The organism is Hydrogenophaga sp. L76, assembly GCF_057654755.1.
The window spans coordinates 3,765,980-3,786,403 of the sequence record NZ_CM172807.1 but is presented as its reverse complement, the minus strand read 5'-3'; the positions used below and the strand labels follow the sequence as shown (position 1 = coordinate 3,786,403).

The 20,424-nt window shown below is 67.3% G+C and carries 19 protein-coding genes; 10 read left to right on the top strand and 9 right to left on the bottom strand.

Translation table 11 applies throughout. The features are described 5' to 3' along the window. Positions 1 to 23: 23 nt before the first annotated feature. Entirely contained in the window at positions 24 to 1,001 is a 978-nt protein-coding gene (locus AC23D4_RS18440; protein ID WP_472887023.1) for an aminoglycoside phosphotransferase/kinase family protein, read from the bottom strand. On the opposite strand from AC23D4_RS18440, the gene AC23D4_RS18435 reads away from it, so the two are divergent. Further along, the gene (locus tag AC23D4_RS18435) at positions 972 to 2,882 is read left to right on the top strand and encodes a hypothetical protein (protein WP_472887022.1); all 1,911 of its coding nucleotides are present in this window, start codon (positions 972 to 974) and stop codon (positions 2,880 to 2,882) included. The genes AC23D4_RS18440 and AC23D4_RS18435 overlap by 30 nt on opposite strands. Before the next feature lie 188 nt (positions 2,883 to 3,070). Here the strand turns inward: AC23D4_RS18435 and glmS are convergent, their stop codons facing one another. Continuing rightward, positions 3,071 to 4,933 carry a glutamine--fructose-6-phosphate transaminase (isomerizing) gene (glmS, locus tag AC23D4_RS18430; protein WP_472887021.1) on the bottom strand — a complete coding sequence of 621 codons (1,863 nt, stop codon included), beginning with the start codon at positions 4,931 to 4,933 and terminating at the stop codon, positions 3,071 to 3,073. A 136-nt stretch (positions 4,934 to 5,069) separates the two neighbouring features. On the opposite strand from glmS, the gene AC23D4_RS18425 reads away from it, so the two are divergent. Together AC23D4_RS18425 and AC23D4_RS18420 are read left to right on the top strand one after the other, a co-directional pair. Further along, positions 5,070 to 5,579: an Lrp/AsnC family transcriptional regulator gene (locus AC23D4_RS18425; RefSeq protein ID WP_472887020.1), complete on the top strand. Its 510-nt coding sequence runs from the start codon at positions 5,070 to 5,072 to the stop codon at positions 5,577 to 5,579. A 109-nt stretch (positions 5,580 to 5,688) separates the two neighbouring features. Then, a complete protein-coding gene (locus tag AC23D4_RS18420; RefSeq protein ID WP_487623642.1) occupies positions 5,689 to 6,360 on the top strand; it encodes a DUF2726 domain-containing protein in 672 nt (223 codons plus the stop codon). A 62-nt stretch (positions 6,361 to 6,422) separates the two neighbouring features. On the opposite strand, the gene glmU is transcribed toward AC23D4_RS18420, so the two are convergent. Continuing rightward, a complete protein-coding gene (gene glmU, locus AC23D4_RS18415; protein WP_472887018.1) occupies positions 6,423 to 7,820 on the bottom strand; it encodes a bifunctional UDP-N-acetylglucosamine diphosphorylase/glucosamine-1-phosphate N-acetyltransferase GlmU in 1,398 nt (465 codons plus the stop codon). Between glmU and AC23D4_RS18410 the strand changes: the two genes are divergently transcribed. Next, positions 7,819 to 8,739 (top strand): DUF6279 family lipoprotein, encoded by a 921-nt coding sequence (locus AC23D4_RS18410; protein ID WP_472887017.1) that lies wholly within the window; start codon positions 7,819 to 7,821, stop codon positions 8,737 to 8,739. The two genes, glmU and AC23D4_RS18410, sit on opposite strands and share 2 nt — an antisense overlap. 111 nt (positions 8,740 to 8,850) lie before the next feature. On the opposite strand, the gene AC23D4_RS18405 is transcribed toward AC23D4_RS18410, so the two are convergent. Both AC23D4_RS18405 and AC23D4_RS18400 read right to left on the bottom strand, forming a co-directional pair. Beyond that, positions 8,851 to 10,104, bottom strand: coding sequence for an anion transporter (locus tag AC23D4_RS18405; protein WP_472887016.1), 1,254 nt, complete (start codon positions 10,102 to 10,104; stop codon positions 8,851 to 8,853). 57 nt (positions 10,105 to 10,161) lie between these two features. Continuing rightward, positions 10,162 to 10,866, bottom strand: coding sequence for a DUF3047 domain-containing protein (locus AC23D4_RS18400; protein ID WP_472887015.1), 705 nt, complete (start codon positions 10,864 to 10,866; stop codon positions 10,162 to 10,164). A 307-nt stretch (positions 10,867 to 11,173) separates the two neighbouring features. On the opposite strand from AC23D4_RS18400, the gene AC23D4_RS18395 reads away from it, so the two are divergent. Continuing rightward, positions 11,174 to 11,581 carry a PKD domain-containing protein gene (locus AC23D4_RS18395; protein ID WP_472887014.1) on the top strand — a complete coding sequence of 136 codons (408 nt, stop codon included), beginning with the start codon at positions 11,174 to 11,176 and terminating at the stop codon, positions 11,579 to 11,581. 77 nt (positions 11,582 to 11,658) lie between these two features. On the opposite strand, the gene AC23D4_RS18390 is transcribed toward AC23D4_RS18395, so the two are convergent. Further along, entirely contained in the window at positions 11,659 to 12,648 is a 990-nt protein-coding gene (locus AC23D4_RS18390) for an MBL fold metallo-hydrolase (RefSeq protein WP_472887013.1), read from the bottom strand. A 110-nt stretch (positions 12,649 to 12,758) separates the two neighbouring features. Beyond that, a complete protein-coding gene (locus AC23D4_RS18385) occupies positions 12,759 to 13,358 on the bottom strand; it encodes a TetR/AcrR family transcriptional regulator (RefSeq protein WP_420047574.1) in 600 nt (199 codons plus the stop codon). A gap of 54 nt (positions 13,359 to 13,412) precedes the next feature. Between AC23D4_RS18385 and AC23D4_RS18380 the strand changes: the two genes are divergently transcribed. Next, the gene (locus tag AC23D4_RS18380; protein ID WP_472887012.1) at positions 13,413 to 13,787 is read left to right on the top strand and encodes a TfoX/Sxy family protein; all 375 of its coding nucleotides are present in this window, start codon (positions 13,413 to 13,415) and stop codon (positions 13,785 to 13,787) included. Between the two features lie 34 nt (positions 13,788 to 13,821). Here the strand turns inward: AC23D4_RS18380 and AC23D4_RS18375 are convergent, their stop codons facing one another. Continuing rightward, positions 13,822 to 14,301: a DUF2917 domain-containing protein gene (locus tag AC23D4_RS18375; protein WP_472887011.1), complete on the bottom strand. Its 480-nt coding sequence runs from the start codon at positions 14,299 to 14,301 to the stop codon at positions 13,822 to 13,824. 116 nt (positions 14,302 to 14,417) lie between these two features. On the opposite strand from AC23D4_RS18375, the gene AC23D4_RS18370 reads away from it, so the two are divergent. Together AC23D4_RS18370 and AC23D4_RS18365 are read left to right on the top strand one after the other, a co-directional pair. After that, on the top strand, positions 14,418 to 15,461 hold the full coding sequence (locus AC23D4_RS18370; protein ID WP_472887010.1) for a LysR substrate-binding domain-containing protein: 1,044 nt from the start codon (positions 14,418 to 14,420) through the stop codon (positions 15,459 to 15,461). Between the two features lie 240 nt (positions 15,462 to 15,701). Continuing rightward, positions 15,702 to 16,619 (top strand): DMT family transporter, encoded by a 918-nt coding sequence (locus tag AC23D4_RS18365; protein ID WP_472887009.1) that lies wholly within the window; start codon positions 15,702 to 15,704, stop codon positions 16,617 to 16,619. 131 nt (positions 16,620 to 16,750) lie between these two features. On the opposite strand, the gene AC23D4_RS18360 is transcribed toward AC23D4_RS18365, so the two are convergent. Next, complete coding sequence (locus AC23D4_RS18360) at positions 16,751 to 17,392, bottom strand: 5-formyltetrahydrofolate cyclo-ligase (RefSeq protein WP_472887008.1); 642 nt, start codon at positions 17,390 to 17,392, stop codon at positions 16,751 to 16,753. Between the two features lie 24 nt (positions 17,393 to 17,416). On the opposite strand from AC23D4_RS18360, the gene AC23D4_RS18355 reads away from it, so the two are divergent. Both AC23D4_RS18355 and AC23D4_RS18350 read left to right on the top strand, forming a co-directional pair. Next, complete coding sequence (locus AC23D4_RS18355; RefSeq protein WP_472887007.1) at positions 17,417 to 19,390, top strand: lytic transglycosylase domain-containing protein; 1,974 nt, start codon at positions 17,417 to 17,419, stop codon at positions 19,388 to 19,390. Between the two features lie 20 nt (positions 19,391 to 19,410). Next, positions 19,411 to 20,355: a complex I NDUFA9 subunit family protein gene (locus AC23D4_RS18350; RefSeq protein ID WP_472887006.1), complete on the top strand. Its 945-nt coding sequence runs from the start codon at positions 19,411 to 19,413 to the stop codon at positions 20,353 to 20,355. The last annotated feature ends 69 nt before the right edge of the window (positions 20,356 to 20,424 follow it).

The window sequence follows — 20,424 nt, the reverse complement described above, 5'->3', positions numbered from 1 at the left end:
CAAAGCTTACAGCTTCGCCCGCTTCATGTGGCCAACACGGTTTGCAGCCCGTCAAACTCCGCCAGCAGGCGTTCGATACAGCGGATGGACAGGTAATCGTTCACCCGGTCCCGCACGTGCTCGATCAGCGCGGCCTCGCTGTTGCGGGCCGACCAGTCTTCACCATCGCTGCGTACCCCTGGGCTGCCAGCCGACTCGGCCAGCCACTTGGCGCACCAGGTCACCGACCAGAGCCACATCAATTCACGCAGCGGCACCAGCGCGCGCCGACACGGCCCGGCGATGGCCTCGCCCACCGCCTCGGCCCAGGTCTCGTAAGCGTGCGCCACCGCTTCGGTGGACAGCTGAAACGAGGCGTCGCGGTCCCAGGTGGTCGAGGTATAGAGCGTCGCGTGCGCCAGGTCGAGCGGCGGGTAGCTGTAGCGCAGTTTCTCCAGGTCCACCAGCACCGCCTTGCCCGAGGGCGTGATCAGGAAGTTGCCCGGGTGGGCGTCGAAGGTGATCAGGCGCTGCGGACAGGCCATCACGGCCGGCGCCATGCGCTGCGTCAAGTCCGCCAGCCGCGCCTTCACCGCCCGGGCCGATGCGGGTGGCACGGCGGCATGGTCCAGGTAACGGGCCTGCGCGTCGATGAGCGCAACGAGTCCGGCCAAGGGATCGCTTTCATTGAGCAACGGCGCGCGCGCTTCCGGCAAAGGCACGGGCAGCGCGTGGATCGCCGCAAGCGCCTGCATGATGGGCGCGAGATGGCGGGGCTCGCTGGCCGGCGTGCCCACGATCTCCTCCACCAGCAGCGCCCCCCGGGGCATCCTGTCCGATGGCTCGATCACGCTGTGCAGCAGCGGAACGTGCCCCGACGGTGCGGCGCGCTGAAAGCAGGCGCTCTGATAACGCAGGTTCTCCAGCGCGGCCAGGTCCATCTGGCTCTGTTTGGGAATGCGCGCCAGCCACCCGGTTCCGATCAGCCGCACATGCCAGTGCGCCAGGCCTTTGTCGGGCAACGGCTCCAGGCCACGGGGTGCCGGGATGTCTCGGGGGAGGTTCGCCAGCAACTGGCTGCAGACAGGGTCCATGTTCATGGTGGACCCGAGCATAGGCGACGGGGTGAAAATCGGGGTATCCGCCCCTCAGCCCTCAACCGAATTGTCAGGAATCGTTTGCAAGTTCTGCTGGTCACCGTGCTGCGCTGGCTGCTGCGCCATCTGCTGTCTTTGGTGCTGATCATTGCCGTGCTGCTGCTGGGCCGCGCCGGCTGGGTCGAGTGGCAGGCCTGGCAGTCGATGCGTGCCGAGTCAGCGCGGCTGATCGACGCCGATCAGATCATCCATGCTTCACTGCAGAAGCTGGCTCAGGAGGTCAATGCCCGCGCCGCCAGGTTGCAGACGGCGACGTTGGGCACGCTGGAAACGCGCATCACGGCGGTGGACAGTGAAATCGCGCGCAAACGGCTGGAACGCCAGCCGTTGACCGGTCTGGCGCCGTTTATGGCGGGTCAATCCATCGTCCACGCGCAATTGCTGGCTTTGCAGATCGACGGCGCCATCGGGCTGCTGCAGCAAGAACGCACCTGGCTGCAGGAGGCCAAACTGCGGCTGTTGGCCACGCAATCTGCGCAGGCGCAGCGCGTCGAGCTGGAGCGCCTGCGCCTGGGTCACGCCAGGTTGTACGCTCGATGGCAGGCCGTCGGGCAGGAACGTGATGCGCTGGAACAAAAGCACTGGGTCAAGAGCCGCATTCCGGGTGCCGCCGAGTACCAGCAGCTACAAGCTCTGAATCAACAGCGCGCGCAGCTGCTGACCGACAACCAGCGCGCTGACGCCGACTACCGGCGTCAGCTGGCCCTGGTGAACGGCGTCCGGACCCTGGCGCCTCTGGCCCCGCTGACGCTGTCCCCAAGCACTGTCAACGACGCGCTCCAGCCGCTGCGTGCGCGCATGGATGAATTGCAGAAGCTTGAGAGCGTCAACTGGGTCGGCAAGTTATGGCGGCCAGTGCAAGAGGTTATGCCCACCGCACTGCTGATCCTCATGGGCGCCATCCTCACGCCCATCGCCATCAAGGCGCTGTTCTATTTTGTGCTCGCACCACTGGCCGCCCGCCGCCCGCCGGTGCGGCTCCTGCCGGACACCGGCGGCGTGCTGACGCTGGAGACCGGTGCATCGTCGGTGTCGCGAGCCATGACCGTCGATTCCCTGCATGAGCTGTTGATACATCCCGAGTTTTTGCAGAGTGCATCCGTCGCTGGCGAGAAAACGACGCAATGGCTGCTCAGCTGGCGCTTTGCATTGACCAGCTTGTCGGCCGGTATGGTGGCGCTGACACGTATCCGCTGCGATGTGCCCGAATCGTTCGTGATCTCGGCCACGCACAACGCGCTGGCCGAGATCGGCGTACTGAACGTGCCGGCCGGCAGCGCGGTGGTGATGCAGCCGCACAACCTGGTTGGCGTGATGCAACGGCGCGACACGCCGCTGCGTATCACCGCGCACTGGCGACTGACCAGCCTGCACGCCTGGCTGACGCTGCAGTTGCGCTACCTGGCGCTGCACGGCCCAGCGCGACTGATCGTGCAGGGTTGCCGGGGCGTGCAGGTGGAACCTGCCCATGGAGGCCGCACCATCAACCAGGCTGCCACGATTGCCTTCAGCGCCAACCTGCCCTATTCCACTCGCCGCTGCGAAACCTTTGTTGCCTATCTGCTGGGCCGGCAGGCGTTGCTGAACGACTGCTTTGGCAGCGCGCGGGGTGCTGGCGTGAGTGAAGCGCGTGACGCCGGCTTCTTCGTCTACGAGGAAATGCCGAACGCTGACCGCAAGACCGGCATCACCGGCCGTGGATGGGCGGGCTTGACCGATTCCGCTTTGAAGGTGCTGGGAGTCTGACGGCTGGCTATTCCGTACGGTGTGAACGATGTTGCATTTGGACGCCCTCGTGCCGCGGCTGCGCACAAAGGTTGGACGACTTCTTCAAGGCGTCGAATCTCGCCGATCAGATGCCCGCAACGGGTCGGGACCGTCACTTCGATCGGTTGAGAAACGGTCGTTGATGCGGCGCGAACCCTCCAAGCTCATCACTCGACAGTGACCGACTTTGCGAGGTTTCTGGGTTTGTCCACATCCGTCCCCTTCGCCAGCGCCGTGTGGTACGCCAGCAGTTGCAGCGGCACCACGTGCAGGATGGGGCTGAGCGCGCCGTAGTGTTCGGGCATGCGGATGACGTGGATGCCTTCGCTGCTGCCGATGCGGGTGTCGGCGTCGGCCAGCACGTACAGCACGCCGCCGCGCGCGCGCACCTCCTGCATGTTGCTCTTGAGCTTTTCCAGCAGGGTGTCGTTGGGCGCCACGGTGACCACCGGCATGGCGCTGGTGACCAGGGCCAGCGGGCCGTGCTTGAGCTCGCCGGCCGGGTAGGCCTCGGCGTGGATGTAGCTGATCTCTTTCAGTTTGAGAGCCCCTTCCAGCGCGATCGGGTAGTGCAGGCCGCGGCCGAGGAACAGCGCGTTGTCCATGCGCGCGAAGTCTTCGGCCCAGCTGATCACCTGCGGCTCCAGCGCCAGCACGGCCTGCAGCGCCACGGGCAGGTGGCGCATGGCCTTGAGGTGTTCGGCCTCGGCCTCCTCGCTCAGGTGACCGCGCACCTGGGCCAGCGCCAGCGTGAGCAGGAACAGACCGGCAAGCTGCGTCGTGAAGGCCTTGGTGGAGGCCACGCCGATCTCGACCCCCGCGCGGGTGATGTAGGCCAGTTCACATTCGCGCACCATGGCGCTGGTGGCCACGTTGCAGATGGTCAGCGTGTGTTTCATGCCCAGGCTCTGGGCGTGGCGCAGCGCGGCCAGGGTGTCGGCGGTCTCGCCACTCTGCGTGATGGTGACCACCAGGGTGCGCGGGCTGGGCACGCTGGTGCGGTAGCGGTATTCGCTCGCCACTTCCACTTGCGTGGGGATCTTCGCAATGCTCTCCAGCCAGTATTTCGCCGTGCAGCCGCTGTAGTAGCTGGTGCCGCAGGCGAGGATGAGCACGTTGTCGATGTCCTTGAAGATGCGCCAGGCGCTGTCGCCGAACAGCTCGGGCGTGATGCCGGCGACGCCTTCCAGCGTGTCGCCGATGGCGCGCGGCTGCTCGAAGATTTCCTTCTGCATGTAGTGGCGGTAAGGGCCGAGCTCGGCCGCGCCGCTGTGCGCGTGCACGGTTTTCACCGGACGCTGGGTGGTGTCGAAACTGCGGCCCTGGGCATCGGTCACCCAGTAGCGGCCGAGCTGCAGGTCCACCAGATCGCCCTCTTCGAGGTAGACGATCTGGTCGGTCACGCCGGCCAGGGCCATGGCGTCGCTGGCCAGGAAGTGCTCCTGACCGCCATCGCCCACACCCAGGATCAGCGGCGAACCGGCGCGTGCGCCCACCACGCGGTGCGGCTCGTCCTTGTGGAACACCGCCAGCGCAAAGGCACCGTGCAATTGCGCCACCGCGGCCTGCAAGGCCGCGAAGACGTCGCCTTCGTAGAGTGAGTCGATCAGGTGGGCGATGACCTCGGTGTCGGTCTGGCTCTCGAACACATAACCCCTGGCCTGCAGGGCGGCTCGCAGTTCGTCGTGGTTTTCGATGATGCCGTTGTGCACCAGCGCAACGCGGCCGGCCGTGCCGTTGGTGGAGCTGTTCCCGGGGCCGTGGCTGAAATGCGGGTGGGCGTTGTGCACGGCGGGCGCGCCGTGGGTGGCCCAGCGCGTGTGGGCGATGCCGGTACCGCTGGCGATGGCCTCCAGCTTCACCTGCTCGATCAGTTCGGCCACGCGCGCGGTGCTGCGCGCGCGCTGCAGGCCCCCCGTGTGCACCGCCACACCGCAGGAGTCGTAACCGCGGTATTCCAGCCGCTGCAAACCCTGAACCAGCACGGGGATCACATCACGCCCCGAAACCCCCGCCACGATGCCACACATATCGGTCTCCAGACACACCAAGAAGATGCGATGCTACCGAGTCATGCAAGAAATTAATGACCAATAATTTGACTCAGATAACCTAAAATTTCATTCGACAACAATCATCGTTATTTCGACCATACATATATAAATTATGGAATCTGATTTCATGGATGAAGCCGACTGGCGCCTGCTGGATCTGCTGCAGACCGACGCCTCTCTGAGCAACCAGACCCTGGCGGGGCTGGCCCATGTGTCACCCCCGACCAGCCTGCGGCGCATCAAGCGGCTGAAGCAGCTCGGGCTGATCGAACGGCAGGTGGCCCTGCTCAGCCCCGACCGCCTGGCCGCTTCGACGGGTCACGGCCTGACAGCGCTGCTGGAGATCACGCTGGAACGCCAGGGCGCTGAACACCTGGACGCGTTCGAAGGCCGCGCCGTGGCCGAAGCCGCCGTGCAGCAGTGTTACCGCGTGAGCCCGGGGCCGGACTTCATGCTGGTCGTGCACACGCCCGACATGCCGGGCTATCTGGCGCTCGCCCAGCGCCTGTTCACCAGCGACGCCAACGTGCGCAACGTGAAGGCCTTCTTCAGCGTCAAGCGCGCCAAGTTCGATCCCCGCCTGCCACTTCCCTTGCGAAGCAATCACGCCGACAATAAGTAACAAGGCGTTCTATGTAGCAATTTGTGACTACAGAATCCTAAAATGACGGCTCAAAAAAACAATCGGCTGTCACATTGGAGGTTGCATGTTCCCACTCTGGATCGCATTCATGATTGCCCTGGCCCTGGTGGGACTGGGTGTCTGGGCTTATCGGCGCTATGCGCGCAAGTCCTCGGGTCGGGAGGACCGGTACACGCCAGAACGCATCCTCACGCCCGAGCAGGTCGCCATGCTGGACTACCTGCACGACACCTTCCCCGGGCAGGTCGTGTTGCCCCAGGTGAAGCTCAAGGACATGCTCTCCATCCGGCGTGCCACCGACCGCCAGCGCGCCATGGAGCGGCTGGCCCAGCAGCGGGTGGACTTCGTGGTCTGCGGCCAGGACGGCCGACCCATGTTCGCGTTCGACATCGAGCAATACCACCTGAGCAACGCCAAGGCCAAGGCCCACCAGGTGAAGATGAAGAACCGCATCCTCAAGACCGCGGGGGTCCGTTTCCTCTTCCTCAAGAACGGCATCCACCGCATGCCTTCGCCCAGCGAGTTCCGCAAGCAGCTGGACTTTGCCATGCTGCCCCAACCCATACCGAAGGAAGCGAACGAGTCCGAGAGTGTGCGCCAGCAGCTGGAGTCGAAGTTCTCGGAATTTGACCAGCTCTACCCTGCAACCGGTTTTCGCGATTCGGAGGTCATGGGCTTGAGCGGCCTGATGGAGCTGGGTGATGAAGACAGCGACCGCCAAGCCCGGCAGCGCCCCTCCACCCAGCGCCATCGCGCCTGATCGGGCTCAGGCGCTCAGGCGCTCAGGCGCTCAGGCGCTCAGGCGCTCAGGCGCTCAGGCGCTCAGGATTTTGTCTTCGCCGGGCGCTGCCAGTTGGACACCGTCACCTGCTTGCCGCGTGCCACCGCCAAGCCGCCCGGCGGCGTGTCCTTGGTGATGGTCGATCCACCACCCACCGTGCCCCCGGCGCCGATGGTGACCGGCGCCACCAGCACGCAGTTGCTGCCCACGTGCACGTCGGCTTCGATCACGGTGCGGTGCTTGTTGGCGCCGTCGTAGTTGGCGGTGATGCTGCCCGCGCCGTAGTTCACGCGCTCGCCCACCGTGGCGTCGCCCAGGTAAGCCAGGTGGTTGGCCTTGGCGCCTGCGGCGAGGGTGCTGTTCTTCACCTCGACAAAGTTGCCGATGTGCACCTCGGCGCCGAGTTGCGCACCCGGGCGCAGGCGCGCAAACGGCCCGATCAGCGAACCCGGCCCCACGCGCACACCGAGCTTCTCGCCGTCGATGTGGGTGAAGGGATGGATCACCGCACCGGCTTCGATCACCGCGTTGGCGATCACGCAGTTCGCCCCGATGCGCACGCCGTCACCGAGCGAGACCTGGCCATCGAAAACGCAGTTGACGTCGATCTCCACATCCTGACCGCACACCAGCGCGCCACGCACGTCCAGCCGTGCCGGGTCGGCCAGGCGCACGCCCTGCTCCATCAGCGCCTCGGCCACCCGCCCCTGGTGGGCGCGCTCCAGTTCGGCCAGTTGCAGCGGGCTGTTCACGCCCGCCACCTGCACCGCGTCGGTGATGCGGTGCGCCTGCACGCCCAGGCCATCGCCCACGGCGAACTTCACCACGTCGGTCAGGTAGTACTCGCCCTGGGCGTTCTGGTTGTCCAGCCGCGCCAGCCAGCCTTTGAGCAGCCGCGTCGGCACGGCCATGATGCCGCTGTAGATCTCGGTGATGGCGCGCTGGGCTTCGCTGGCGTCCTTGTGCTCCACGATGGCCTGCACCGAGCCGTCGGCCGATCGCACGATGCGGCCATAGCCGGTGGGGTCGGGCATGTCCAGCGTGAGCAAGGCCATCCGCTCGCCCGCGCACAGGTCGAGCAGCGCCTGCAAGGTCTCGGACCGGGTCAGCGGCACGTCGCCCGACAGCACCAGCGTCACGCCGTCGTCCGGCAGCACCGGGGCGGCCTGCTGCACCGCGTGGCCGGTGCCGAGCTGCGGTGCCTGGCGCACATACCGCAGCGCGGTGCCACCCGCCGGCGCTTGCAGACCGGCCTCGACCTGCCCGGCGCCGTGGCCGGTGATCACCACCACCGAACGCGCCGATAGCCGCGCCGCCGTGTCGATCACGTGCTGGGCCAGTGCACGCCCGCCCAATCGGTGCAACACTTTGGGCAACTGGCTCTTCATGCGCGTGCCTTTGCCGGCCGCCATCACCACCACATCCACTGGGAACGACATGAACACCTCTGCTGGGGAAAGATTGCGCAGCCTGCTGGCGGGCGCTTGTCAGCCGGGCATTATCGCCGTGCGGGTCGGTCGGCTGGCGGTGGCTCTGACCCTGGTGATCGGCCTGGCCGCCTGCAGCACGCTGCGCCTGGGTTACAGCCAGGGCCCCAACCTCACCTACTGGTGGCTCGACAGCCACGTGGATTTCGACAACAGCCAGTCGGCCCGCGTGCGCGAAGACATCGACGGACTGTTCCAGTGGCACCGCAGCAGCGAGCTGCCCGCCTACGCCGATCTGCTGCGCCGCTGGCAGCGCATGGCCCCGCAGGACCTCGACGCGAGCCAGGCCTGTGGCGAGTTCGACACCGTGCGCGCGCGCTTCAACACCGTGCTGGAGCGCAGCGTCGAGCCCCTGGCCCGGCTGGCGCTGCAGCTCAGCCCGGCCCAGCTCGAACACCTGGAACGCCACCACCGCAAGAGCAACCAGACCTTCGAGAAAGACTTTTTGCAGGGCAGCCCCGAGCAGCGGCTGGACCGCCGTCTGGAACGTGCCATCGAACGCTATGAACGCCTGTATGGCCCCTTGACCCCGGCCCAGCAATCGCTGGTGCGCGAGCAGCTGCAACGCTCCCCCTGGGACCCGCTGCGCACCCAGGCCGAGCGCGAGCGCCGGCAGGCCGACCAGCTGCAGACCGTGCGCCAGGCCCAGGCCAATCCGTCGAAGGCCGCCCAGTCGGTGCGCGACCTCATGGCCCGCATCACCACCTCGCCCACGCCGGGCTACAACACCTACAACCAGCAGCTGGTGCAGAGCGGCTGTGCCCAGTTCGCCACCCTGCACAACAGCACCACGCCCGCACAGCGCGCCCGCGCGGTGCAGACGCTGCAGTCCTACGAAGACGACTTGCGCGCGTTGACGGAACCGCACTGAACGGCACTCGTGCAGCGTCGATGAAAATCCGCACCCTACCGATGGCGAGACAGCCCATCCGCAGAAGCCACGCGGGACAAGGTCCCATGGGGGACCGTGTCCATCCCGCAGTCACCCTGCCCAGCGCATCCAGCCCCACACCACCGCCAGCGTGACCAGCGTCACCGGGATGCCGGTCTGCGCGTGCTGCTTCCAGTGAAGGGTGATGCCCTGCTTCGCGGCCAGATCGGCCACGATCAGGTTGGCGATCGAGCCCACCAGCAGCAGGTTGCCCGCGAAAGTGCTCACCAGCGCCAGCATCACGCCCGCCTCGCTGGCGCTGGCGCCCAGGTGCGGCAGCAGCAGCATCACGGCCGGCACGTTGGACACCAGGTTGGACAAGGCCACGCCCAGCACCAGCAGGGCATCGGGGTCGGTGAGGCGCAGGCCCTGCGCCGCCAGCCAGGCCACGGCCTCGGCCGCCAGGCCCGTGGTCTCGAACGCGTGGTTCACCACAAACAGGCCGATGAACAGCAGCAGCAACTGCCAGTCCACGAAGCCCATCACGTGCGAAGAATGCAGCCGGCGGCTGAGCAGCAGCACGCCCGCGCCCACCAGCGCGGCCACATCGCGCGGCCAGTCGGTGAAGAGAAAGATGCCCATCAGCGCGGTGACCACGGCCAGCCCTTTGGCGGTCTGCCAGCGGTCAAAAGGCGGCGCGTCTTCCACCACCACGTCCACCCCCACGGGCCGGGCCAGATCCTGCGCACCCGGGCGCGACCCCGGACCGAACGCCAGCCAGCCCCACAACAGCCCCAGGCTGATCAACACCGGTGGCAGCGCCTGCCGCACATAGCCGCCAAACGGCAGTTGCAGCACCGAACCGATCAGCATGTTCTGCGGGTTGCCGATCAGCGTGGCGGCCGAGCCGATGTTGGCCGCGCAGGCCAGCCCGACCAGAAAGGGCAGCGGGTTCAACCCGCGCTGCAGGCACAGCCGCGCCACCACCGGTGCCATGGCCAGGCAGACGATGTCGTTCGAGAAGATGGCCGAGAGCGCGCCCGCCACAAAGATCAGCGCCGCCAGCAGCCCGGCGCGCGACAGCGGCATGGCACCCACGCGGCGCGTCACTTCGGTGTAGAAGCCGCCCAGCCGCATCTGGGCCGACACCACCATGAAGGCGAACAGCAGCACGATGGTGGGCAGGTCCACCGCGCGCGCCGCGTCTTCCACAGGCAGACCGGTGAGCGCGATCACCGCGATGGCGCCCAGCAGGGCCACGCCCGAGCGGTCCAGCTTCAGGCGCGGCAGGCCGCCCAGGAACATGCCCAGGTAGACCGTGGCAAAGACGGCGACGATGCCCCAGTCGGTGGCGCTGTGGTTCATGGCGATCGGGGGACGAAAGAGGGGTGCATACGCGCGCGGCTGACCAGGGCCCGGCGCTCAGGGGGCGGCCGATTGCAACCGCAGCGCGCCATACCAGGCCTGCGCCCGGCTGTGGGTGTTATCGGTGTCGGTCATCAGCCCCACCGACAGCAACGGCCCGGGTTCCTCGCCAAACACGTGGACAAAATCGGCCCGCACATCGCGTTCGTGATCCCTCCACTGTCCCAGGTGCTGGCGGCCGGAGTCGAGCACCAGCTTGCGCACGCGGTCGGTGCGCGAGTTCTTCAGCACCGTGCCCGGGGGATACGCATCGCTCCACACGTACACGAGCGTGGCGTAAGGCAAGTCCTCACCGGTGAGCAGGCGGCTCATCTCCGACAAGCGGTGCACGCGCGGCGAAAGTCGGCTGCGGTCGCCATCAAAGCTGAGCAACACCCGAACCGCCGCATCGTCCCGCCTCCCATGCTCCGCATCCACGGTGATCGGCAAAGCATCGGCCGTCCAGGCGAACGACAGGCGACCTACCGAGGGCAGGGCCGGCTCCATGCGCTGGCGCAGGACGCTCACGGAGCTGCTCGCCTGCACGCGCAGCGCCTCCCGGCCCGCGTGGTGCACCGGCTCAAACGGCGAGAAGGTTTTGCCGGGCATGGGAAACACCGTCCAACCGGGTTGGGTCGAGGGGGTTTTCAGCAGCCGTTGAGCCGCCCGTTGCAGCGCGGCGCTGTCCGACAGCGGCGCAGACAGCGCGGTCGGATCGACCACGTCAGACTCGAAGGCAGGCGGCGGACCCTTAGATGCACAGCCTGACAGGAACCCCGCCAGGGTCAGACACACCGCCACGGCGCAGGCTGCAGAGCGGGCACCAACAGACTGGAACGGACAGGGTGCCTGCGTCATCGTGAGAACTCGGGAATGTGAAGCTGCCGCATGGTAGCAGCGAGCCAAGGCAGACACCGCCGCCAAACAGCGCACAGGCCCGGCGATCCACCCACTTGACAAGCGGAACGCATCGGGAACCCAATAGCGTCCAGGCATCGCTGAAAGCATTCACCCAACCCCAGTTCAGCCCATGAAACACCATCGCACCTTCAAGCTGTTCCTGGCCGGCTTGCTGACCGTGGCACTGGCCGGCTGCCTGCCCATTCCGGTGATCGACATCGATCCGACCACGCCGGAAGCGGGCGAGAGCTTCACGGTGGACGGCTCGGGCACGGTCGTCTCCAACGTGCCCGAGGACACGGTCGTGGCGTCTTACGCATGGGACTTCGGCGATGGCGAAAAGGGCCAGGGCGCGCAGGTGGATCACGTCTACGACGAGCCGGGCGAATACACCATCACCCTGACCGTGACCGACAGTGCCGGCCGCGTGGCCGAGGCGGAACAGCCGGTGACGGTGAAGCCGGCGAGCCCGGTGGCAACGGAGACCTCCACCACACCCACCACCGGGACGGCAACCACCACGACCACAGCCCAGTAGCAGCGCCGCTGCACTGGCCTCCGCAACAAAAAACCCGCCAAGGCGGGTTTTTTTTGTTGGCATGCGTTGTATGCGGCTCAGCCCTGCAGCGACTTCCACATGTCCATGTCGCGCTCGGCGGTCCAGATGCGCGGGTTCTTGATGCCGCTGGCTTCGTCGTAGGCGCGGCTCACATCAAACGGCAGGCAGTGTTCGTAGATGAACACCTGGCCGAACACCGGGTCCATGCTCTTGCGGGTGTGGGCCATGGCGGCCTTCAGGTCCATGCCGGCGGCGGCGGCTTCCTTGCCGGCCTGGAACAGGGTGGTGACCCAGCGCTTGGTGTAGTCCAGCGCCTTGTTCACGTCGGCGTTGCCCTTCATGGCTTCGCCGCGGCCGGGCACGATGTACTCGGCCTGGAGCGCGCGCAGGGCTTCGAGCGTGGCGGGCCACTCTTCGAGCTGGGCGTCGCCGGTGTAGACGCCGGCTTCGTATTCCACCAGGTCGCCGCTGAACAGCACTTTTTCTTCTTCCACCCAGGCGATGGTGTCGCCGCGGGTGTGGCCGTGGCCCGGGCTCCAGATCTGCACCACCACACCACCCAGGTTGATCGACAGCTTGCCCGGCTTCTCGCCCTTGGTGGGGTCGCCGCCGCCGATCACCATGCTTGGCCAGGTCAGGCCGGGCACCGAATCGGCACCGCGGAACAGGCGCGGGAAGCGCTCCATCTCGCTCTGCATGTCCTGCGCGCCGCGCTCGCGGATCAGCTCCAGCGTGCCCTGGCTGGCGATGATTTCGGTCGCGCCTTCGGCGAAGTAGGCGCTGGCGCCCAGCACGCGCACCGCGTGGTAGTGCGTGAGCAGCACGTACTTGATGGGTTTGTCGGACACGGTGCGGATCTGCTTGATCAGGTCGCGCGCCATGGCGGGGGTGGCGGTGGCGTCGCTGACCATGATGAAGTCGTCACCGATGATGACGCCCGAGTTCGGGTCGCCCTCGGCGGTGTAGGCCCAGCAATGCGGGCTGAGCTGTTCAAAGGTGATCTTTTTGTCTTCCAGGTCGGCCTGGGAGGCGAAGGCTTTGCTCATAAGGAGTCTCCTGTGGGGTGTCGGCTGCGCAGATCGGCAAACAGACAGATTTTAACTAAACGAAATCAATTACGAATAAGTAAACAAATATCCCTGTGAAACACTGGGACTCATCCGGCCAAACCCTTCTCCAGAACGGCCACCACCTCGTCGGCAAAAGCGGCGTAACTCATGGCCCCGCCCGGGCGCAGCCAGGTGAAGGTCCAGTTGATCATGCCGAACAGCATCATGGTCAGCGCGGTCTGGTTCGCGGGCGTGACACGCTCGGGGTAGGCGCGTTTGAGAAAGCGCGTGAAGGCGGCCACGACGTCGCGCTGGCGGTTGAGGATGAGTTCGCGCTGGGTCTCGCCGAGGAACTTGGTGTCGGACACCAGTGCCACGTGGCGCGTGGCCGAGCTTTCGTATTCCGAGAGAAAGGCGCGCACCAGCTCGCTCAGGGCGTCGCGCTCGCTCAGGTTCTTGCGCTGCGCGCGGGCCTCCCCTTCGCCGATCAGCGCCAGCAGCCGCTGGGTGTAGCGGTCGAGCAGGTCGAACAGGATCGCTTCCTTGCTCTCGTAGTAGTGGTAGAGCCGCGCCTTGCTGGTGCCGCAGGCGGTGGCGATGTCGTTCATGCTCGCGGCGGGAAAACTCTGCTGGGCGAAGCACTGCGCCGCCACGTCGAGGATTTCTTCGCGCTTGAGGTCGTGGGAAGCTGATTTCGGTCTCGCCATTCGGACATTGTCCCACCCGTGCCCCAGGCTGGCATCACTGAGTACGATGCACCCATGGCCACCAAACCCATCACCGATCCCTTCGTGCTGCACGCCTGCGAGCTGATGTCCTGCCTGGGCCCGTGCAAGGCCACGCGCATGTTCGGGGGTTATGGGCTGTCGGTGGATGGCATGAACGTGGCGATCATGGCCTGGGACACCCTGTTCCTCAAGACCAACGCCGAGACCGAACCCCAGTGGCTGGCCGCGGGTGGGCGGCCGTTTCAGTACGAGGCGAAGGGCAAGATCATGCGCCTGCACTACCACACGCCACCCGAGGACGCGCTGGAATCGCCCGCGCTGATGGCGCCCTGGGCCCGGCTGGCGCTGGGCGCTGCGGTGGCGGCTCGCAAGCCGGCACCGCAGCGCAAAAAGTCCTCCGCACGCTAGCGGCCTGCTTGGGCAAGCACTGGCCGCGCCCGGCTCACCAGTGCCCGGCCTCGTACGGGCCCAGCACCCGCCCCCGGCCAGCCGCCAGGAATTCGCTGTAGCCGAGCAGGCCCCGCAGCACCCGCACCGATGCCACGCCCGCCTGACCCAGCGCCGCACCGAGCTCACGCGTGGGCGACACCACCTCGCGAGCGAAGCGGCTGGGGGCCGCCGACACCGCAGCGTCGGACCAGTCGAAATGCACCGGCCCGCTGTCGCCGGGCGCAGTGATCGGCTCCATGACCAAACGCGCACCCGCCGGCACGGCCAGCACGTCGCCGGGACCGAGGAAACGGTCGCCCTGCTCGTTCAGGGCGCCCTGGTAGGGGCCACCCAGCGTCACCCAGACCTGGCCGCAGAAGATGCGCAGCACGGCGGTGTTCTTCGGGCTCAGGCTCATCGCGTGGCCGGGGTGCAGTCGCCAGCTGCCGATGGCGGCGCAGCGGGCAGAAAGGGAAGCAGCGGGGTGTGACATACGGTTCTCCAGTGGCATCAACACGGGTGCCATCTTCCCGCCGCGGCGTCCAGCCGTCCAATGAAATGGGGGTAAGCTATTGATTCGGTTATCGCATCAATCCCAAGGACCCGGCCATGTCGCTTCCCGCCAGCCATCCCCGCACCCGCCCGATCTCGGCCGGCCACCTGCGCGCCTTTGACGCCGTGGCGCGCCACCTGAATTTCCGCGCCGCCGCCGAGGAGCTTTCCCTCACGCAGAGTGCGGTAAGCCGGCAGATCCAGGCGCTGGAAGACGAGGTCGGCACCGCGCTCTTCCTGCGCCACACGCGGGCGGTGGAGCTCACCAGCGCGGGCTCGCAACTGCTGCGCGCGGCGGGCATGGCGCTGGAACGCATTGATGCGGCGGTGAGGCAGATCCGCCAGAGCGCCGGGCGCAAGAGCGTGGCCATCACCACCTGGGCCTCGTTCGCTTCCATGTGGCTGATCCCGCGGCTCGAGGCCTTCCAGCGCGATCACCCGGACATCGACATCCGCATCGACGCGTCCGACGTGGCGGTCGACCTGAGCACCGCCGATGTGGACCTGGCGCTGCGTTATGCGGTGCCCCAGGCCATGCCGGCCGGAGCGGTTCGACTGTTTGGCGAACAACTCACGCCCGTGGCCAGCCCCTGGCTGCTGAAGGAACACCGCATCAAACGGCTGGAGGACCTGGCCCAGGTCACGCTGATCGAAGCCGGCGACGCGCACCGCACGCGCCACCTCGAATGGCTGACCTGGCAGCGCTGGCTGGACACTTTTGCCAACGCCGCCGCTCCGGCCCCATCGGCCAGGCCCAAAACGGCTGGCGGACCGCGCGCGACCAAGGCCAAGTTCACGCCCCAACGCTGGCTGTACTTCAACTACGCCCACCAGATCGTGCAGGCCGCGCTCACCGGCCAGGGCGTGGCGCTGGCGCGGCTGCCGCTGGTGGCCGAGAGCCTGGCCAGTGGCGACCTGGTGGAGCCGCTGCCGCAGATGCGCATGGACTCGCCCCTGGTCTACTGGCTGGTGGTGGCGCCGCGCAGCGTGCAGCGCCCGGAGGTGAAAGCCTTCTGCGACTGGCTGCTGGCCCAGGCCGAGCAGACGCGCCAGGCGATCGGCGACGTGCCCGATCCGGACACCGTGGATCACATCGACTGACCCCCCTGCGCCGCTGCGCGCGCCTTGCAGGCCGCAGCATCGTCAGAGCCGATGCTTCCTCGGGCTGTCCAAGCCTGCGCAGGCAGGCTCCGAGCCTCGGCCCCCAGGGGACCACGCCCGGGGACCGGCGGAGCCGGATCTTTGGCGTTTGCTGGGTAGCGGCCCCTTCGGCTGGGCCATGTGTGGTGCCTTGATGACCCCTCTCTTTCAGGCAGACTTCGTGCATTTTTCTTCATCTTCATGAGCACCCAAGCCCTCCACGCCGCCGGCAACCTGCGCAGCATCGTCAACATGCTGCTGGCGGTGATGTTTTTTGCGCTCATGGACGCGGTGCTCAAGACGCTCTCGGGCCACTACCCGCCGCTGCAGATCGCCTGCCTGCGCGGGGCGACCGCCCTGCCCCTGGTGCTGGCCTGGATCCAGTGGCGCCGCGGCTGGCACACGCTGCGCCGGCTGCGCTGGTCGCTGCACATCCTGCGCGGCTGCCTCGGCATCACCATGCTGGCGCTGTTCACACGCGGCGTGAGCGAACTGCCGCTGTCGGCCACCTACACGCTGTTCTTCATCGCGCCGATGCTGATTACCGCGCTGTCGGTGCCGGTGCTGAAGGAGCGCGTGCCCCAGGCGCACTGGTGGGCGATTGCCGCCGGCTTCGGCGGTGTGCTGGTCGCCCTGCGGCCCAGCGGTGAAACGCTGCAGGCCGGCTTCGTGACCGTGGGCGGCCTGGCCGTGCTCGCCGCCGCGCTGTGTTACGCCGTGGCCGCGGTGGCGGGCCGGCTGGTGAGCCGCACCGACAGCAGCGAAAGCATGATCCTCACCATGATGGTGTTCATGTCGGTGGGCGGTGGCCTGCTCGCCGCGCCGCACTGGATGCCGGTGTCGCTCGAACACGCCGGCCTGCTGCTGGCGCTGGCGGTCACCGGTTTCCTGGGCCAGCTGGCCATCAACGAGGCCTTCCGCCACGGCCAGGCCTCTGCGGTGGCGCCGTTCGAATACACCGCCCTGGCCTGGGGCGTGGGACTGGACTGGCTGGTGTGGCAGACGCTGCCGGCCTCGCACACCTGGCTGGGTGCGGCCATCATCGTGGGCAGCGGCCTGTATCTGGTGCGGCGCGAAAAGCGCATCAGCGAAGTGCACGCGAACGCTGAGCACCCCTGACAACGAAAGGCCAGCGCGACTTCTCCGGAGCACGTGCCCGCATCCAGGGCACCCGTGGAGCGGGCTTCGCCCGGCCACAAGGTGCGTCCCCCTCGAAGCGCCGAAGGCGTGCCACAGAGGGGGAAGCGGCGTCAGCCGCGCAGGGGGTGTGCCACTCCCGTATCGGACAGGATGGCGTCCAGCGGCACGTCGTGGATTTCGGGTTTCAGGTCGTGCACGTAGGCAAAGTCGTAACCGAGCCCGACGGTGAAGGGTTTGGGATCGAGTGAAGCCAGCGTGCGGTCGTAGAAGCCACCGCCATAGCCCAATCTGTAACCACCCGGCCCATAGCCCACACAGGGCACGAAGATCAGCGTAGGCACCACGATCTCGGTGTCTTTCGGCTTGGGAATGCCGTAGGCGTCTTCTTCCATCGGGCAGCCGGGGTACCAGGTGTAGAAGGTGAGCGTCTTGTCCACCTTGTTCACCACCGGCAGGCCGATGCGGCGGTGTTTCTGGGCGCCCTGCGCGTCTTCTTCCAGACCCGCCTCCTGCCAGCGGAACAGCGCGGGCAGCGGATCGAACTCACCCTTGATCGGCCAGTAGGCGCCGATGATGGCGTCGGGCCGCTCGATCAACCAGACGCGCATGACCCGCTGCAGCAGGTCGTTGCGCCAGGCGCGGTCGGCCAGATTCTGCCGTTTGTCGATCAGGCGTTTTCGCCACGCGGCTTTGCTGCCCTCCGCAGGCTGGACAAGGTTCTCAGAGGCACTCGGAAGTTCTTTGTTGTCCATAATCGACGCATGAAACTGGGAAGCATGAAACAGGGTCTTGTGATCATTATGGCCGCGCTGCTGCTGCAGGGTGCGGCCTGGGCGCAGACACCTGCCGACGCAGCCCTGCTGGCCATGCGCGACGCCTTCCGTCGCAACAACACCACCGCGCTCGACACGCTGCTGCCGGAAGTCCGCGGCCATGCGCTCGAACCGCTGGCCCGCTACTGGGCCATCAAGGCCCGCCTGGAGACCAGCGCCCCACAAGATATCCGCAACGCCCTGGCGCAGATGGCCGGCACCTACTGGGAAGACCGCCTGCGCAACGACTGGCTGCTGCATCTCGGCAAAACCCGCGACTGGGCGAACTTCGAAGCCGAGCTGCCACGCTACCGCATGAACGACGACCCGCAGGTCCAGTGTTATGCCCTCCTGCTCGATGCCGCGGCCCGGCGCCGGCCCGCCGACGAGGCGGCGCGCCAGACCGCTCAGCGCTGGTTGGCTCAACCCGACGCCGAAGACGGATGTGCCACAGCGGCGCAGGCCTTTCTGACAAGCGGTCACCTCACGCCCGAAACGGCCTGGCAGCGTGCCCGCCTGGCGCTCGACGCCAACAAGCCGCGCGCGGCGACCCAGGCGGTGGCCCTGCTCGATCCGGAGTCGGTGCCCATTCTGGAATCCATCATCCGGAACCCGGCCGCCTACCTGGAGGACAAGTTCACCGCCTTCCGGCCGCGGACCAAGGAGCTGGTGACCCTCGCCGCGATCCGGCTGGCGGCCAGCGACCCTGCCACTGCGGCGCAGGAGATGCACAACAAGCGCTGGGTTGCGCAGCTCACCCAGGAAGAGCGCAGCTGGGCCTGGGGCGTGATCGGCCGGCGGGCGGCGAGGAAGCTGCAGCCCGAGGCGCTGGCGCACTTTGTCAACGGGCAGGACCAGCACATGCACGACGAGCACCTGGCCTGGAAGGCGCGCGCCGGCCTGCGCGCGGGCGCCTGGGGCCATGTGCGCGACGCCATTGCGGCCATGAGCGAGGCCCAGCGCCAGCAGCCGGCCTGGGTGTACTGGCGGGCCCGGGCGATCCTGGCGCTGCGCGAGCCCGACGCCATCGTCGCCACGGCGCAGGCACGCGAACTCCTGGGCAGCATCGCTTCGGTGCGCGGCTTTCACGAACAGCTGGCGCTCGAAGCGCTGGGGCGTGCCGTGGTGGTGCCTCCACCTCCCGCGCCTGTGACAGAAGCGGAAATGGCCGCAGCGACACAACACCCCGGCCTGCAGCGCGCGCTCACCGCCATGCGCCTGGGCCTGCGCAGCGAAGGCGTTCGCGAATGGAACTACAGCGTGGGCCTGCACACACCGGGCGGCATGGGCGAACGCGAGCTGCTGGCCGCGGCCCGGCTCGCCTGCCAGAACGGTGTCTGGGACCGCTGCATCAACACCAGCCTGCGCACCCCCCAGGCCGAGGACCATGCCCAACGTTTTCCCATGCCCTTCCAGAGCTTGGTGGTGCAGCGGGCCAGCAGCATCGGGCTGGACCCGGCCTACGTCTACGGCCTGATCCGGCAGGAAAGCCGCTTCGTGACCGACGCGCGTTCCGGAGTCGGTGCCTCGGGCCTGATGCAGGTGATGCCCGCCACGGCGCGCTGGACCGCCCGCAAGATCGGCCTGACCGATTTCCGCCCGCACCACATCACCGACCGCGACACCAACATCGCCATCGGAACGGCCTACCTGAAGTTTGCGCTCGATGATTTTGAAGGCTCGCTGCCCCTGGCCGCCGCGGCCTACAACGCCGGTCCCGGCCGCTCGCGCGCCTGGCGCGAAGGCCCCGTGCTCGATGGCGACATCTGGACCGAAAACATCCCGTTCGACGAAACGCGTGACTACGTGCAGAAGGTCCTCGCCAACACCACGAACTACGCCGCGATCCTCACCGGTCAGCCGCAATCGCTGCGCTCGCGCCTCGGAACCGTTGGTCCGCGCGCCACCGCCGCCCCTGTCAACACCGACCTGCCCTGAACCGACCGAGATCCCTCCTTTTGAAAAACGCCCTCATCCTTGGAGGCACCGGCTTTGTCGGTCGCCACGTCTGTGAAAAGCTGCAACGCGAGGGCTGGCACATCACCGTGCCCACGCGGCGCGCGATCAACGCCAGCGCCGTCCAGCACCTGCCGGGCCTGACCGTGATCGAGGCGGATGTGCACGACGAGGCGGCATTGACACGTCTGCTGCCCGGCCACGATGCGGTGATCAACCTCGTGGCCATCCTGCACGGCAGCGAAGCTGCCTTTGAACGCACCCACGTCGAGCTGCCTGCCAAGCTGGCCCGAGCCTGTGCTGCCAGCGGCGTGCGCCGCGTGGTGCATGTGAGCGCCCTGGGCGTGAGCGCCGAAAGCCCCTCGAAATACCAGCGCAGCAAGGCGCGCGGCGAAGCCTTGCTGCGCACCGCCGACCTGGACCTGAGCATCCTGCGCCCGAGCGTGATCTTCGGTGCGGGCGACCGCTTCCTCAACCTGTTTGCGCAGTTGCAGGCGGTGTTCCCCGTGATGCCGCTGGCGGGCGCCCAGGCGCGCTTCCAGCCCGTGTGGGTGGAAGACGTGGCCAGCGCGGTGGTCACCTGCGCGAATGACAGCGGCCTGCCCCGCAGCAGCGTGGGCCAGACCTATGAATGCGCCGGGCCCGCGGTGCTCACGCTGGCCGATCTGGTTCGCCTGGCAGGCCGTTTCGGCAGCCGCCAGCGCCCCATCCTGCCGCTGCCCATGGCGATCGGACGGTTGCAGGCGCTGATGATGGAACTGGCCCCGGGCGAACCCCTGATGAGCCGCGACAACCTGGATGCCATGTCGGTCGACAACGTGGCCAGCGGCCAGTGGCCCGGCCTGATGGACCTGGGCATCCGGCCCGCCGCCGTGGCGGCGGTGGCGCCCACCTACCTGGGCGGTCACAACAGCCGGAGCCGGCTGCTGGCCCTGCGCCGCGGCTGAGCAGCCACAACAAAAAAACCGCAAGGGTCTTGCAACCCTTGCGGTCGATCGACAGGCCTCTCAGACCAG